Source organism: Azospirillum sp. HJ39 (assembly GCF_041507355.1).
Lineage (GTDB): Bacteria > Pseudomonadota > Alphaproteobacteria > Azospirillales > Azospirillaceae > Azospirillum > Azospirillum thiophilum.
In genome coordinates this window covers 1,431,959-1,447,096 of sequence record NZ_CP167911.1, presented here as the reverse complement: position 1 = coordinate 1,447,096, position 15,138 = coordinate 1,431,959, and the positions used below count along the sequence as shown (strand labels likewise).

Annotated in this window: 17 protein-coding genes and 1 pseudogene; 10 read left to right on the top strand and 8 right to left on the bottom strand. The window is 65.1% G+C overall.

The window, feature by feature from the left end; all coding sequences use genetic code 11:
- The first annotated feature begins 26 nt into the window (after positions 1–26).
- Together ABMY26_RS20105 and ABMY26_RS20100 are read left to right on the top strand one after the other, a co-directional pair.
- Complete coding sequence (locus ABMY26_RS20105; protein ID WP_372398935.1) at positions 27–857, top strand: ABC transporter permease; 831 nt, start codon at positions 27–29, stop codon at positions 855–857.
- On the top strand, positions 844–1,488 hold the full coding sequence (locus ABMY26_RS20100) for a hypothetical protein (protein WP_372398934.1): 645 nt from the start codon (positions 844–846) through the stop codon (positions 1,486–1,488). The genes ABMY26_RS20105 and ABMY26_RS20100 overlap by 14 nt, the downstream gene beginning before the upstream one ends.
- 293 nt (positions 1,489–1,781) lie before the next feature.
- Here ABMY26_RS20100 and ABMY26_RS20095 read toward each other — a convergent pair whose 3' ends face one another.
- Positions 1,782–2,390 (bottom strand): helix-turn-helix domain-containing protein, encoded by a 609-nt coding sequence (locus ABMY26_RS20095; RefSeq protein ID WP_372398933.1) that lies wholly within the window; start codon positions 2,388–2,390, stop codon positions 1,782–1,784.
- A gap of 292 nt (positions 2,391–2,682) precedes the next feature.
- On the opposite strand from ABMY26_RS20095, the gene ABMY26_RS20090 reads away from it, so the two are divergent.
- The 6 genes and pseudogenes from ABMY26_RS20090 (at position 2,683) to ABMY26_RS20065 (ending at position 7,716) form a co-directional block, all read left to right on the top strand.
- A complete protein-coding gene (locus ABMY26_RS20090) occupies positions 2,683–4,011 on the top strand; it encodes an MFS transporter (protein ID WP_372398932.1) in 1,329 nt (442 codons plus the stop codon).
- 106 nt (positions 4,012–4,117) lie between these two features.
- Entirely contained in the window at positions 4,118–4,513 is a 396-nt protein-coding gene (locus tag ABMY26_RS20085) for a Rid family detoxifying hydrolase (RefSeq protein ID WP_372398931.1), read from the top strand.
- Positions 4,510–5,073, top strand: coding sequence for an MOSC domain-containing protein (locus ABMY26_RS20080; RefSeq protein ID WP_372398930.1), 564 nt, complete (start codon positions 4,510–4,512; stop codon positions 5,071–5,073). The genes ABMY26_RS20085 and ABMY26_RS20080 overlap by 4 nt, the downstream gene beginning before the upstream one ends.
- Before the next feature lie 3 nt (positions 5,074–5,076).
- Positions 5,077–6,024 (top strand): 2Fe-2S iron-sulfur cluster-binding protein, encoded by a 948-nt coding sequence (locus ABMY26_RS20075; protein ID WP_372398929.1) that lies wholly within the window; start codon positions 5,077–5,079, stop codon positions 6,022–6,024.
- Between the two features lie 79 nt (positions 6,025–6,103).
- Positions 6,104–7,086, top strand: a pseudogene (locus ABMY26_RS20070) (IS5 family transposase).
- 390 nt (positions 7,087–7,476) lie between these two features.
- Positions 7,477–7,716: a hypothetical protein gene (locus ABMY26_RS20065; protein WP_372398928.1), complete on the top strand. Its 240-nt coding sequence runs from the start codon at positions 7,477–7,479 to the stop codon at positions 7,714–7,716.
- An 11-nt stretch (positions 7,717–7,727) separates the two neighbouring features.
- On the opposite strand, the gene ABMY26_RS20060 is transcribed toward ABMY26_RS20065, so the two are convergent.
- The 7 genes from ABMY26_RS20060 to ABMY26_RS20030 form a co-directional block, all read right to left on the bottom strand.
- A complete protein-coding gene (locus tag ABMY26_RS20060) occupies positions 7,728–8,030 on the bottom strand; it encodes a DUF2934 domain-containing protein (RefSeq protein ID WP_372398927.1) in 303 nt (100 codons plus the stop codon).
- Positions 8,031–8,146: 116 nt separating this feature from the next.
- Positions 8,147–9,154, bottom strand: a complete 1,008-nt coding sequence (gene mltG, locus ABMY26_RS20055) for an endolytic transglycosylase MltG (RefSeq protein ID WP_372398926.1) — start codon at positions 9,152–9,154, stop codon at positions 8,147–8,149.
- 50 nt (positions 9,155–9,204) lie between these two features.
- Entirely contained in the window at positions 9,205–10,467 is a 1,263-nt protein-coding gene (gene fabF, locus ABMY26_RS20050; RefSeq protein ID WP_372398925.1) for a beta-ketoacyl-ACP synthase II, read from the bottom strand.
- A gap of 127 nt (positions 10,468–10,594) precedes the next feature.
- Positions 10,595–10,834 (bottom strand): acyl carrier protein, encoded by a 240-nt coding sequence (locus ABMY26_RS20045; protein ID WP_014247969.1) that lies wholly within the window; start codon positions 10,832–10,834, stop codon positions 10,595–10,597.
- Between the two features lie 187 nt (positions 10,835–11,021).
- Positions 11,022–11,759 carry a 3-oxoacyl-[acyl-carrier-protein] reductase gene (gene fabG, locus ABMY26_RS20040; protein WP_372398924.1) on the bottom strand — a complete coding sequence of 246 codons (738 nt, stop codon included), beginning with the start codon at positions 11,757–11,759 and terminating at the stop codon, positions 11,022–11,024.
- A 25-nt stretch (positions 11,760–11,784) separates the two neighbouring features.
- Complete coding sequence (gene fabD / locus ABMY26_RS20035) at positions 11,785–12,726, bottom strand: ACP S-malonyltransferase (protein ID WP_372398923.1); 942 nt, start codon at positions 12,724–12,726, stop codon at positions 11,785–11,787.
- Positions 12,727–12,994: 268 nt separating this feature from the next.
- The gene (locus tag ABMY26_RS20030; RefSeq protein WP_372398922.1) at positions 12,995–13,981 is read right to left on the bottom strand and encodes an acyltransferase family protein; all 987 of its coding nucleotides are present in this window, start codon (positions 13,979–13,981) and stop codon (positions 12,995–12,997) included.
- 410 nt (positions 13,982–14,391) lie between these two features.
- Between ABMY26_RS20030 and rpsF the strand changes: the two genes are divergently transcribed.
- Positions 14,392–14,832 carry a 30S ribosomal protein S6 gene (gene rpsF / locus ABMY26_RS20025; protein ID WP_045580231.1) on the top strand — a complete coding sequence of 147 codons (441 nt, stop codon included), beginning with the start codon at positions 14,392–14,394 and terminating at the stop codon, positions 14,830–14,832.
- Positions 14,833–15,102, top strand: coding sequence for a 30S ribosomal protein S18 (rpsR, locus tag ABMY26_RS20020; protein WP_012974291.1), 270 nt, complete (start codon positions 14,833–14,835; stop codon positions 15,100–15,102). It begins immediately after the preceding gene.
- Positions 15,103–15,138: the final 36 nt, after the last annotated feature.

The following is a 15,138-nucleotide window of genomic DNA, read 5'->3' as shown; positions in this document are numbered from 1 at the left end:
GGCATCGCTCGCTCAGGGTCCTGATCATGAGCAGATCGCCCATTCTCCGTCTGCTGCTGGCGGTGCCGGGGTTGACGCTGCTGATCCTCTTCTTCCTGCTGCCGCTGGGCGCCGTGGCGTGGCAGGCCCTGGCCGGAGACGCCATCCAGCGCGTCTTCGCCCAGGGCGACCTGCTGGCGGCGCTGGGCAACTCGCTGCTGCTGGGGGTGGAGGCGGGGCTTGTCTCGGTGGTGCTGGGCGTGGCCGTCGCCCTGCATCTCGCCCGCCTGCCGCCGGGCCGCCGCGCCCTGCTTCAGGTGGTCATCGCCCTGCCGCTGACCTTTTCCGGCCTGATCGTCGCCTACGGCTTCATCCTGCTGCTCGGCCGCGCCGGCTTCGCCACGCTGCTGCTGGCGGAACTGGGCGCCGATCCGGCGGCGATCGCCGCCTTCCTCTATGACCGGCCGGGGCTGGTTCTGGCCTACAGCTATTTCCTGACGCCGCGCGTGATCCTGACTCTGCTGCCGGTCTTCGCCAATTTCGACCATCGCCAGACCGAGGCGGCGGAATCGATGGGGGCCAGCCGGCTGCGCGCCCTGATCGACATCCTCGCCCCGCAGGTGGCGCCCACTGTGCTCGCCTCCTTCGCCCTGGTGACGGCCGTCGCCTTCGGCGCCTATGGAACGGCGCTGGCGCTGGTCGGCACCCAGATCAACATCCTTCCCCTGCGGCTCTACAGCCTGATCGCCGATGCCGGCGCCGATTTTCCGCTGGCCGCCGCCCTGTCGGTGCTGCTGCTGGCCGTCTGTTCCTTCCTGATGGCGGTGGCGGAGATCGCCGCCGCCCGTTCCGAGGCCGATCACCATGTTCGAACTTGACCGCGACACCAACCGCCTGCACCACGCCGGCCGTCTCTTCGATCCCGCCACCCAGGGCTGGACCGCCGGCCCGGCGCCCACCGGGGCGGAAGCGCTCGACCCGGAACAGGCGTTGCACTGGCTCCAGACCCGGGGCGGCCATCCCCTGCGGGCGCCGGTCGGGGTGATCGGCCCGAACGAGGCGACCGACGCCGCCCTGTCCGCCGCCCGTGCCACCGGCGCCATCCTCGCGCGCTGTGGCCTGACCCTGCTGTGCGGCGGTCGCCAGGGGGTGATGGAAGCGGCCTGCCGTGGCGCGGCGGAGGCGGGCGGCCTGGGCATCGCCCTGCTGCCGGGCGCCGATCCCGCCACCGCCAACCCCTATGCCGGCATCGTGCTGGCGTCTGGCATCGGCGAGGCGCGCAATGCGCTGATCGCCCAGGCCAGCCACTGTTTGATTGCAGTCGGCGACAGCTATGGCACCCTGTCGGAGGTGGCGCTGGGTCTGCGCCTGGGCAAGACCGTCTTCGGGCTGGCCGGCGCCGCCACGGTCGAAGGGGTGCGACATCTCGCCGACCCCGCCGCCCTGCCGGAGGCGCTCGCCGCCCATCTGTTCGGGCTGGACGCGCCCATCGTCCCGGCGCGGGCGTAGCATAGCCCACGCCAAAGCCCAAGCTACCGCCACCCGGTTCGACCATGTCGGCCTGATCGGATGGCTGCGCCCAACTCGGGCCGCCCCCGATCAGACCGGATGGGCGCCGGTGCGGATGATCGTCCCGACATGCTCGCCGCGCAGCCCGGCGGTCATCCAAACCGTCAATGAAGCCAAACCGCTTCGCAGGGTGTTGTCAACTTCGCTGGCGGTTGATGAGATGAGCGTCTGAACAACCCGCTTTTGCTTCCGCTCAGGTGGTCAGGGCAAGGTCAGATCCTGCATGATCCGCCCTAGCGGCTCCGCCACGGGTCGATGACCAGGAAATACTCGCACGGCTCGGTGCCGAGATTGGTGAAGGCGTGGCCGGCATCGGCCTCGAAATACAGACTGTCGCCCTGCTCGACGACGATCGAGCGCTCACCCACCACGGCGCACAGACGGCCCCGCAGAACATAGATGTATTCCGCCACGCCGCGGCGGTGCGCGGTGAACTCGCCGGTGCTGGCCCCCGGCGGCAAGGTGTTCAGAACCCAGTCGATTCCCCGTCCCGGCAGGACTGGGGACAGGCAGCGGCGCAAATATCCCGACGCCTCGTCGCGCAACACCGGCTGCCGGCTCGCCGGGATCAGCAGCACCTCCAACTCGGTCTGGGGGGCCAGCAGGCGCGAGAAGCTGACGCCCAGCGCCTCGGCGAGGCGCGACAGGATCGCGGTGGATGGAACCGCCTCGCCCCGCTCGATCTTGGAGATCATCGAACGGCTGACGCCCGACACCGTCGACAGCGCTTCCAGTGACAGTCCCTGTTCCCGCCGGCGGCGACGTAGTTCCTCCGAGATGTGGCTCTGGGGGCTTGCGTCCGAACTGTTCGGCTCGCGCTTCATCTTGGTCTTGGTCGTCATACCCGCCACCGCCTCACCCCCGCCTGACCTGTCGCCCTGATGTGCCGCAGGAAGCGGCACCCTGGCAAAACTTTCATCGCTCAGCCTAGCACGAATGCTTCCATCCGCGCCGGACCGCCGAATATGGGCGTCGGGTGGCCGTAGGCGCGCGGCCTGGCCCGAACACCGGCTTTTCTGGGGTCTAAGCCATCGACCGCAGCGCGACAAGCCACTTCGGCAGCGACGTATCGCCTCTGGCACGCCGCTTGCTCCACTCTAGTGGATTTTTTCCCTTACAGTGGAGAACGGCGCCGTGACGAACGCAGCGATATCCCTCGACGCGGCCGAGGCCGCCGCGCAAGAGATCGTGCCACCTGCCGAGCGGCGGCAGGTCGTCTGGTCCAGCGTGATCGGGACGACGGTCGAATGGTACGACTTCCTGATCTACGGCACCGCCAGTGCCCTGGTCTTCAACAAGCTTTTCTTCCCCAGTTTCGATCCGGTCGTCGGAACGATCGCCGCGTTCGGCTCTTACGCGGTGGGATTCCTCGCGCGTCCGCTCGGCGGTGCCGTCTTCGGTCATTTCGGCGACAAGCTCGGCCGCAAGGCGATGCTGTCGCTCACCATCATCATCATGGGGCTCGGCACCTTCCTGATCGGCTGCCTGCCGACCTACGGCCAGATCGGCGTCTGGGCGCCGATCCTCCTCGTGGCACTACGGCTGGTTCAGGGCATCGGCATCGGCGGCGAGTGGGGCGGCGCGGTCCTGATGGTGGTGGAAAGTGTACCGGCCGGACGCCGCGGCTTCTTCGGAAGCATTGTCCAGCTCGGTTATCCCCTGGGCGTCATCCTCTCGGTCGGAGCGTTCGCGCTGGCCGGCTTCATGCCCGAGGCAGCCTTCCTGGAATGGGGGTGGCGCATTCCGTTCCTGGCCAGCGCGCTTCTGGTCGGCATCGGCCTCTTCATCCGCTTGCGGCTGCACGAAACCCCATCCTTTCAACGCATCAAGCGCCAGGATGCGGTCGCCAAGCTGCCGATCGTCGAGATCCTGAAGGAGCATCCCGGAACCTTCCTCAAGGCGGTTGGCCTCAAGGTCTCCGAGATCGCCTACGTGAGCATCGTCACCGTCTTCTCCATATCCTACGTCACGGGCAAGCTCGGCCTGCCGCGCAGCGTCATCCTGAACGGGATCCTCGTCGCCGCCTTCATCGAACTCTTCACGCTGCCGATCTTCGGATGGCTGTCCGACCGGTTGGGCCGCAAGCCCCTGTTCATTGCCGCCTGCGCCTTCTCCATCCTGTTCGCCTTCCCGCTATTCCAGCTTCTCGACACCCGCGATCCGCTGATCATCACCCTGACCGTCGCCATTGCGGTGAGCTTCGGACAGGGCATCATGTTCGGCACCGGCGCCGCCTGGATGACGGAACTGTTCGATGCGCGCCTGCGCTACAGCGGCGCCTCCCTGGGCTTCCAGGTCGGTGCGGCGCTCAGCGGCGGCTTCACGCCGATCATCGCCGCCGCCCTGCTGACCTGGAACGGCGGGGAAACCTGGGCGATCTCGGTCTATCTGATCGCTCTGGCCTGCGTGACGCTGGCTGCCACCCTCGCCGCCCCCGAGACCGCGCGCAAGGTGATCGACTGAGGCCTTGCGGAAGCCTCTTCCCTCTTGTCGTCTCCTCCCCTATAGGGGAGGAGATTCCACTGGAATGACATCCATGCCGACTGATCCAACCATTCGGATGACCCCTGTGACCAGAACCATCATCGCCACCGCCGCGGCAGCACCGGCCGTCGGCCCCTATTCCCAGGCGACCCGCATCGGCGAATTCGTCTTCGCCTCCGGGCAGCTTCCCATCGACCCGGCGACCGGCGCCTTCCCCGACGGTGTCGAGGCGCAGACCCGCCGCTCGCTCGCCAACCTCGCGGCGGTGCTGGAAGCGGGCGGAGCCAGCCTCGCCACCGTCGTCAAGACGACGGTCTTCCTCAAGGACATGGAGGACTTCGCCGTCATGAATACGGTGTATGCAGAGCATTTTCCAGGCGAAGCGCCCGCGCGCTCCACCGTGGAGGTCGCCCGGCTGCCGCGCGATGCGCTGGTCGAGATCGAGGCGATCGCCCATGCGGCCGGGGAGGTGGCGCGATGACCGACACCCCCGCCATGGTCGAGGCGTTCGACCACCCCGCGGGTGCGGCGGCTGTCGCCACGCCCGGCGGCGCGACCGGCTGGCGCGGCACGCTGCTCCACATCCACATCGCCGCGGCTGCGAGCCACGAGATGGAGGAACTGACCGAGGCGCGCTGCGTCGCCGGCCGCGGCATCGAAGGGGACCGGTATTTCGCCGGCACGGGGACCTATTCGCCCAAGCCGGATGTGCGCGAGGTAACGCTGATCGAGCAGGAGGCGCTGGACGCACTGTCGCGCAACGATCCGCCGCTTCAGCACGGCCCTCTGATCGTGTCACCGGCCGATCATCGCCGCAACCTCACGGTCCGCGGCGTTCCGCTCAACCATCTCGTCGGCCGGCGTTTCCGGGTGGGCGAGGTGATCCTGCGCGGCGGTCGGCTCAACTTCCCCTGCAAATACCTGGAGGAACTGCTGGGTCTGCCGGTCTATCTGCCGCTCTACAACCGCTCGGGCCTGAACTGCGGCATCGAGCGCGGCGGGATCATCCGTCCCGGTGACACGATCGAACTGATGGACTGACCTATGACCGCACGCCTTATCATGAAGCTCCAGGTCGCCGCTGCGGAGCCGGCGACCGCCGAGGTGCTGCGTGTCGCCTTCGTGCATCCCCGGCGGCCGGAGCTTCCGGCATGGACGCCCGGGGCGCATCTCGACCTGCATCTGCCGGACGGGCGGGTCCGGCAATACTCGCTGTGCGGCGACCCGGCCGACCGGGGCCGTTACGAGATCGCGATCAAGCGGGAGGAGGCCGGCCGCGGCGGCTCGCTGTGGGCGCACGGCAATCTGGTGCCGGGAATGGCGATTCACGTTTCCGCCCCCCGGAACAACTTTCCGCTGGCCGACGGCGCGCGCGGCCATCTGTTCATCGCCGGCGGCATCGGCGTGACGCCGTTCCTGCCGATGGCCCGCCGGCTGGCGGCCGAAGGAACGGACTTCACCCTTCATCTGTGCGCCCGCTCTGCCGGGACGACCCCCCTCCTGCCGGAGCTGCGCGCCGTCTGCGGCGATCGGCTGCGCTGCTGGTTCTCGAACGAGGGGCGGCGTTTCGACCCGGCCCTGCTCGGGGGGCCGCAGGAGGGTGTCCATGTCTACAGCTGCGGGCCGCAGTCGCTGATGGATGCCGTGACGGCAGCCCTTGCCGCAACGGGTTGGCCGGCAGGTCAGCTCCACGCAGAGCATTTCGCTCCGGTCTCGGACGAGACCTTCAAGCCGGAGCCGTTCATCGCCCGCATCGCCTCGACCGGCCAGCAGTTCCACGTCCCTGCGGACCGCTCCCTACTCGATGTGCTGAAGGACAATGGTTTCCCTCTGCGCTCCTCCTGCGAGACGGGTGTCTGCGGCTCCTGCGAATGCGGCTATCAGGAGGGAACGGTCATTCATCGCGACGTCGTGCTGACACCTGCGAAGCGCCAGGATCGCCTTACACCCTGCGTCTCACGCGCCCGAACCCATGTGACGCTCGCCCTGTAGCCCGGCCTTTGACGTTGGTGCAAAAAAGCCGAGCTGGTGGCGGTTGTGAGGGCGAGCGGGTATAGAAGCGGCCGGCTGAATTCGAGCCCCCGAGCCCCACAAGGCCAACGAGCCGCACCGCCACCAGCTCCCGAAGGCCCGCGGTACCGTGTGGAGAACTGGGCGGCCTACGATGCGGCACTCCGCCGGCGGGGAAACCTGACGATCTGGGGGACACCGGAGGCGAGCGCCGCGTGGACGCCGCCCGCCACGGGGCGGTGTGGCCGGCCTTCCCGATACTCGGACTTGGCGATCGAGGCCAGGCTGATGCTGCGGCTGGCGTTCGGTCAGCCGTGGCGCCAGACCGAGTGTTTTCTGGGCTCGCTCATGCGCCTGCTCGGCCTGGACCTACCGGTTCCCGATCGTACGACGTTTTCCCGGCGTAGCGCCGATCTGGCCGTCGCGTCGGCGCTCGCCAGGACGGACGGGCCGGTCACCGTGGTCATCGGTTCTACCGGGCTGAAGGTGTTCGGCAGGGGCGAGTGGTACCTGGAAAGGTACGGCGGCACAGCGCGTCGATGCTGGCGCAAGCTGCACCTGGCCGTCGATCCCGCCACCGGCGAGATCTTCGCCTCGGCGTTGACGGGCAACGAGGAGGGAGACGCCTCGCTGGTCGGTCCGTTGCTCGACCAGATCACACGCCCAATCGGCGCGGTCCTGGCGGACGGCGCCTACGACGGCGAGCCAGTCTATCGTGTTGTCGCCGAGCGTGCGCCGGACGCTGAGGTGATCATCCCGCCGCGCGCGATCGCGGTGGTGAGCGACACCGCCGAGAGCGCCCCCACCCTGCGCGACCGCCACATCCAGGCGATCAAGGAGCGTGGTCGGCTGGGCTGGCAGCGAGCCGTCCAATACGGCAGGAGAGCGTTGGTCGAGGTGGCGATGCTCCGGTACAAGGTTGTGATCGGACGCAGCCTGCGCGCCCGCACCCTGCCCACACAAAAAGCCGAAGCCAATGCCGCCTGCACCGTCATCAATCGCATGACCAGCCTCGGCATGCCAACCTCCCGGAAGGTCGCCTGATCTCCATCGCCTTTGGGCGAACTCCGTCCGCAGGCCGAGTTCCGCACCAAAGTCCTTTCGGAGCACATTCGTGCCCTATGAAGCGCCTAGTCACTCATCCGGAATAAGATACGTCAGCCGGCCCCAGTGAGTGAGAGTGCCCGATTTCGAAACGCCTGCTACAACTTAACAGATATGGGAAGGATCCGGTGGCACCGTAGACTGCAAACACCCCGTCCGATCCGCATCCTTACAAATATCCGAAGTGGTAAGCCTTAATCCCAACTGGAGATATCTGGTATTTAAAGTTCTTTTAACCCTATTGCCTCTTTAATCGGTTCACGGGAACGCTTGATCCCGAGAAGACGCCATATCGACGCTCAAATCCAGCCGACACCAAGGGAGCTTTCCATGCCCGCACAGAAGGTCGCCGACGAAGTCCGTTTGGCCAGCCGTATCCATGCGCGCCTGTTGGACGCCTTCATCGACTTGACGGAGCGGGAACTTGCCGGACTTGCCCCGGGTTTTGCCGAAGAAAGCCTGCTGGAGGCGCTGGAGGGGCTTCGCGCCGCCCGTAAGTCCTACGGCACGACCGCCGGAGTGATGGTCATCTCGAACCTGTCCCTGCCGCAGGCCTCCAACGCAGCCTGACGAAGCGGCGATCAGGGGGCGTCCGCCTTGCGAGCCCGTGGCTTGCGCAACTTGACGGGCTCTGCCGCCACCGCGTCCGTTGCCATGGACTCCACGGCTTTCACTTTTGCCGCGGCCGGCTTTGCATTGGTCGTCTTGCGCGGTGCCTTCATCACCGCGACGACCGGTGCCCGATCCTGGCTTCCCGTCGCTTCGGTCCGAACCGCGAGTTCGGCCTGAAGCCAGTGATCGGCATCACGTCCATCCGGACAGCCTTCCTCCAGCCAGATCGCATAGGCACGATCACGAATACGCTGCTCGACATCGAGGCTCATCACTCTCCCCCATGGATTTGGTGGTCAATTTTGCTGCGGTGCAAAGAGTGCCGAAAATACGGGGAGCATGCAACCGAGTGGATAGTCTTCGGGCACTCGCCAGGGTCCATCGGCGATCATTCAGATGACGTGTCACCATGATCGGGTTGGCGGCTCTGCTGGATCTCCCGCCATTTGGCAACGTTGCGGTTGTGATCCGGCAAAGACTTCGCGAAGACATGACCACCGGTGCCGTCGGCGACGAAATACAGGAATTCGTGGCGCTCGGGCTTCATCACCGCCTGGATCGAGGCCTTGCCCGGATTGGCAATCGGTCCCGGCGGCAGACCGCTGATTTGGTAGGTGTTGTAGGGCGACTCGAACTTCCAGTCGTTGCGGGTCAGTGTCCGCCCCAACTCGCCACTGCCTTCGGTCAGGGCGTAAATGACCGTTGGATCGGACTGGAGTTTCATACCGATTTCAAGCCGATTGACGAAAACGCCGGCCACCTTGGGCCGCTCCGCCGCGATGCCGGTTTCCTTCTCCACCACGGAGGCCAGCGTCAATGCCTGTTGCGGCGTTTCAAAGGGCAGGTTCGGATCGCGGTTCTTCCATGCCTCCACCAGAGCCTGGGTCATCGCGGTCTGCATCCGCTCGACCAATGCGGTACGGCTGTCACCATAGGCGAAATGATAGGTTTCCGGCAGGAGTGAGCCTTCCTTCGGCGGCTTCTGGATGTGACCGGTCAAAATCGCCTCACGCTCCAGGAGCGCAACCACTTGGGCGGAGGTCAACCCTTCCGGCACGGTGAAACGATGCACGACGGTACGGCCTTGGCGCATCTGCTCCAGAACGGCTTCGATGCTGATGCCTGCAGGAAACTGGTACTCTCCGGCCTTCAACTCACGGAAAGCACCGGTCAACTTGGCCGCGGCAACGAAGACCAGCGGCGATCCTATCACGCCGGAGTCTCCAAGCGTGATGGCAATGGCTTCCAGGCCGCTGCCTCGCGGAATCACGACGGTTTCGGCCTGTTCCAACGGTCCGGGTGACTCGTAACGTTGAATCCCCCACATACCGATTCCGCCTGCGGCACCGGCCACGAGGGCCAGCGTCCCCGCGAAAACTCGGAGACCCCAGCCCATCGCTCACCTCATTGACGGCAGAAAACGGCAAGGTCGATGCGGAGATTCGTTTACACGAATTCCTTGAAGATCAGCGACGCATTGGTGCCGCCGAACCCGAAGGAATTCGACAGTGCAGCGCGGACACGACGCTCCTGCGCCACCTTCGGCACCAGATTGACGCCGAGGCAACTCTCCGACGGATTTTCGAGATTCAGCGTCGGCGGAACGATGCCATGGTTGATCGCCTTGATCGAATAGATCGCCTCGACCGCACCGGCAGCCCCCAGCAAATGGCCAATGGCTGACTTGGTGGAGGACATGGCCAGATTGTCCATGGCATTGCCGAACAGCCGCTTCACCGCACCAAGCTCGATCTCGTCGCCGAGCGGGGTGGAAGTACCGTGGGCGTTGACGTAATCGATATCGGACGGGTTTAGTCCGGCACGCTTCAGCGCCCCCTTCATGGCGCGGAAACCACCGTTGCCGTCTTCCGCCGGAGCGGAGATGTGGTGGGCGTCGCCCGACATGCCATAGCCGATGATTTCGGCATAGATGGTGGCACCGCGTTTCTTCGCGTGCTCCAACTCCTCCAAAACCACGACACCGGCACCCTCGCCGATGACGAAGCCGTCGCGGTCCTTGTCATAAGGACGGGACGCCTTCTCCGGTTCATCGTTGAAGCTGGTCGACAGCGCGCGCATGGCGGCAAATCCGCCAACGCCAAGCCTGCTGACGGCCGCTTCGGTGCCACCTGCGACCATGATGTCGGCATCGTCCCACATGATCAGACGGGCGGCGTCACCGATGGCGTGCGCGCCGGTCGAGCAGGCGGTAACGACTGCATGGTTGGGGCCCTTGAAGCCATGCTGGATCGAAATATGGCCGGAGGCCAAGTTGATCAGGCAGGCAGGAATGAAGAAAGGCGACAGCCGGCGCGGACCTTTTTCATGCAGGGTCACCGCACCTTCGGCGATGCCAGGGAGGCCGCCGATACCGGAACCGACCATTACGCCGGTTCGTTCACGCTCTTCATCCGTCTGGGGAACCCAACCGGAATCCTTGATTGCTTCCTGCGCCGCGGCGATGGCGAAGACGATGAAATCATCCATCTTTCGCTGGTCTTTCGGCGGCACGAAGGTGTCGGCATTGAACTCGCCGTCACCCGTACCGCGCGGAAGCTGCCCGGCAACCCTCGAGGCCAGGTCCGAAGCGTCGAACCCCGTGATGCCGCGGATTCCCGACTTACTGGAAATCAGCCGCTCCCAGTTCAGCGCGTGGCCGACGCCAAGCGGCGTGACCATACCGAGGCCGGTGACGACGACACGTCTCATGAGGCTGTTCCTTGACCTTTCCTCGAAAAAAATGTCGACGAATCAATCGTCGACGGCCAGGCCCCGCGATGCTGATACTGCACGAGCGGTTTGCCTGGCCCTCGGGGGCTCAAAGCCCGCGGCCCGATCAGGCGGCGGCGTTGGCCTTGATGAAGTCGATGGCGTCCTTCACCGACAGGATCTTCTCCGCAGCGTCGTCCGGGATCTCGACACCGAACTCCTCCTCGAAGGCCATGACCAGCTCGACGGTGTCGAGGCTGTCGGCGCCCAGATCGTCGATGAAGGAGGCGTTCTCCACCACCTTCGACTCCTCGACACCCAGGTGGTCCACAACGATCTTCTTCACGCGCTCGGCGATGTCGCTCATCTTTTAAGACCTTCCAATCCTTGAAACCGCTCGGGATAATCCGGTCGGAGCAACACGCGAAGAACGTGCCGTCCTGCCGCGAAAAGCCCCGTCCGATAACACATTTCACCAGGCTTGACCAGCACCTGCGAAGGGGCTGGACAGAGCCCTTCTTCACATAGGGCGATGCCGTCCCGTCAGATCCTCATCAGATCATGGCCATGCCGCCGTTGATATGCAGCGTTTGACCGGTGACGTAGGCGGCCTCGTCGCTCGCGAGGTACACGACCCCGGCGGCGATCTCCTCCGGCTGGCCCATGCGGCCGGCCGGAATGGCGGGGAGCAGCTTCTGTTTCTGCTCGTCGTTCAGGGCGTCGGTCATGGCCGTGGTGATAAACCCCGGCGCGACGCAGTTGACGGTTATGTTGCGTGATGCGAGCTCGGCTGCCATCGACTTCGACATACCGATCAGGCCAGCCTTGGACGCGGCGTAATTGGCCTGACCCGGATTGCCGGTGACACCGACGACGGACGTGATGTTGACGATGCGGCCCCAGCGGCGCTTCATCATGCCGCGCATTGCAGCGCGCGACAGCCGGAAGGCTGCCGTCAGGTTGACGTCCAGCACGGACTGCCAATCCTCGTCCTTCAGACGCATCGCGATCTGGTCGCGGGTCAACCCGGCATTGTTGACGAGGATGTCGATCCTGCCCAGTGCTGCTTCAGCATCCTTGGCAAGCTGTTCTGTAGCGGCAGCCTCGGCGAGATTGCCGGGCACCACGACGGCGCGCTCGCCCAGTTCTGCTGCCAATGCCTCCAGAGGGGCTACGCGGGTGCCGGACAGCGCCACGGAGGCACCCTGGGCGTGCAGCGCACGGGCGATTGACGCACCGATGCCGCCGGACGCGCCGGTGACGAGGGCCGACTTGCCGGTCAGGTCAAACATGGATGGCCTCACGAGGCTGTAGTGTTCACAGAGTCTTGAGGAACGACTCGACATCAGCCGGAGTGCCGACCGAAACCGCCGCCAGTTCCTTGTCGATGCGCTTGGTCAGTCCTGCCAGCACCTTGCCCGCCCCGACCTCGACCAGCCGTTCGACGCCCTGCTCTTTCATGAAGAGGACGCATTCACGCCAGCGGACCATCCCGGTCACCTGCTCCACCAGCAAACGGCGGATGGCGTTGGGGTCCGACACCGACGAGGCGGTGACGTTGGCGACCACCGGAACAACCGGCGCCAAAATCGTGACGTTCGCCAGAGCCTCGGCCATCGCATCGGCCGCGGGCTGCATCAGCGAGCAATGGAAGGGGGCCGAAACCGGCAGCCGAACCGAACGCTTCAAGCCGCGTTCGGCTGCCAGCAAGATGGCCCGGTCGATGGCGTCGGCGCTGCCGGAAATCACCACCTGCCCAGCCGAATTGTCATTGGCGATGCCGCACACCTCACCCTGGGCAGAGTCGGCGGCAATCGCCTGTGCCTGCTCCAGATCGGCACCGAGCAAAGCCGCCATCGCGCCCTTGCCTACAGGCACCGCCTTCTGCATCGCCTGGCCGCGCAGCTTCAGCAAACGCGCGGTGTCGCCGAGAGAGAAGGCGCCGGCAGCGCAGAGCGCCGAATATTCGCCCAGGGAGTGACCCGCGACGAATGTCGCATGCTTGGACAGGTCGACCCCGCCCTCGCTTGCCAGAACTCGCATCACCGCAACGCTGACCGCCATCAGGGCGGGTTGCGCGTTCTCGGTCAGGGTCAGGTCGGCGTCCGGCCCCTCCATCATCAGGCGCGAAAGCCGCTGGTTCAGCGCGTCGTCCACCTCTTCGAATGTGTGACGAGCGACTTCGAACGCCTCGGCGAGTTCGCGGCCCATGCCGACGGCCTGGCTGCCCTGCCCCGGAAAGACGAACGCCCTGGTCATGCTTCGGTGAAACCCTGGATGAAAGCGCCCCGCCCCTGCGGCGGCACCATGGATTGGGCGACAGTCATACCCTCACTTTCGAGCAAGTCAAGCGACGCGCGATGACCAAAGCCACTTCGATACGATAAAACACGGCATATTACGGCAGAACGGCTACGAAATGCCGCGATACCGGCAGCGTTGTTCGTGGGTTCGCCATACCGGATCTTGAGGCTGCTTCCTGCGCTGCAAAACGAATAACGGCTTTGATGCCGAAGCCGGCCGCCGGTCAGGCCTTGCCCACCAGCGCCACCCGACTCCACGGCCGCATTTGCGCCAGCATTTCCAGCACCATCGGCCCGCACAGCCCGGCAATGAGGGAAACACAAAAGATCATGCCGTCACCGGCATGCATCCGGTGCAACACCATCCGTGCCGCGGCAGCGAACAGAGCGTGATGCAAATAGATTGCATAGGACGACGCTCCCACAGTGCGGAAAATCCGGCTCGATGGCATGGCATGCAGCAGGGTTACCGCGCCCCCCATACCGCACAGCAGCGCAACCACGCTGTTCCATCCGAAATGTGGGAGGAATCCCCAGAGCGATGCTTGGTGCAGAGCCACTCCCAGGACGAGCGCCATGCCGGCCATGCCAACAAGGGTACGCCTCGGTACCAGATCCCGGAACCTCGTCACCCCCACGCCCAGCAGGAAATGCGGCAACAGGAAGCAGGCTTCATTCACCGACAGGATGTTCGATTCGGTACGCACCGTCAGGCAAGCCGCCACCACACCCGCCATCGCCACGGCGAATCCACCCATCCGTTCGATAAGGCGGGCGGCATCGAGCAACGCCACCAGGGAAAAGATCAGGAACAGCGCCTGCAGATACCAGAAATGGGCATAGGGGAAGACATAGATTTTCCACATCGAATCGGGGACGTGGGTGCCATTGGCGCCGGGCGCGCTTTTTTGCAAAAGGAAGAAAATTGCCGATACCACCAGAAATGGGAAACCCAGCCGCCTCAATTTCTTGACGAAGAATGTCCTCAGCCTGTCGCCCCTGGCGGGGTTCAGGGCATAGGCCAGCCCCGAGATAAAGGTGAACAGCGGCATGCGGATCAGCTCGAAACTGTCCGTGGCGTAGCGGTAGATCGATCCGTCCGCCACCTGCATGCCCGCCCCTGGAATGCCGACCACGTGGTAGGCGACCAACAGGATGCAGGCCAGCCCTCTCAGGTCCACGACATTGTACGGCAGTGTGTTCTTGTGCATCTCCACTCCCAGGCGCCGCTCTGCATGGCCGGACTCGGCGCGACCTATCCAAGCGGACACGGCGCCAAGCCCGGCCAGAAGAACATCGCTCCAACGGACTTGGCTTGCAGTTCGGTCAAATGCGCCACGATTTATCCACAGCGATATCGCGCATTGCGCAAGCGTTACCCAGCACAGGCCGCATGCAGCACGGCTGGGTTCCTCCAGCCCAATTTCCCGAGGAGGAATTGATCGCTCCGGATCAATGCAAGCAGGCCGGATTTCCGCTTGCCATGTCGATTGGCCTGTGCATACTGCGCCGCTTCATAACTCCTTGCCGGCGGTCCGCCGTCGGCTAGGCCCGGGCGGCTGATCCAAATCCATGAGGGATGGGGCGCAGCGCCGGACCATGAACAGCCATGGGGAGTGCAATGGCACTTTACGAGTGCGTGCTGATCGCACGCCAGGACATTTCGGCCGCCCAGGCCGAGCAGCTCGCCGAGCAGTTCGCCCAGATCGCCCGCGACAACGGCGGCACGATCGCGAAGAGCGAGTACTGGGGTCTTAAGACCCTCACCTACAAGATCAAGAAGAACCGCAAGGGTCACTACACCCTCTTCAACATCGATGCGCCGGCCGCCGCCGTCGCGGAGATGGAGCGGAACATGAGCATCAGCGAAGACGTGCTGCGCTTCATGACCGTGCGTGTCGACGCTCTCGACGCGAATCCGTCGGCGATGATGCAGAGCCGCAACGAGCGTGGCGACCGCGGCGAGCGTGGCGACCGTGGTCCGCGCCGCTTCGACGACCGTGGCCCGCGTCCGCCGCGCCGTCAGGAAAACGTTGCCGCCGCCGAAGGGGAGTCCGTGTAAATGAGCGACAAGCAGACCACGGGCGCTCCCGCCCGCACCGGCGGCGCCCGCCGCCCGTTCTTCCGCCGTCGCAAGACCTGCCCGTTCTCCGGTGCGAACGCTCCGGCGATCGATTACAAGGACGTCAAGCTGCTGTCCCGCTTCATCTCCGAACGTGGGAAGATCGTCCCGAGCCGCATCACCGCGGTCTCGACGAAGAAGCAGCGTGAACTGGCTCGCGCCATCAAGCGCGCCCGTTTCCTGGCCCTTCTCCCCTACGTGGTGAAGTAAGCCCGGCTACGGCCGAAGGTTATCGGTGAAGGTCTT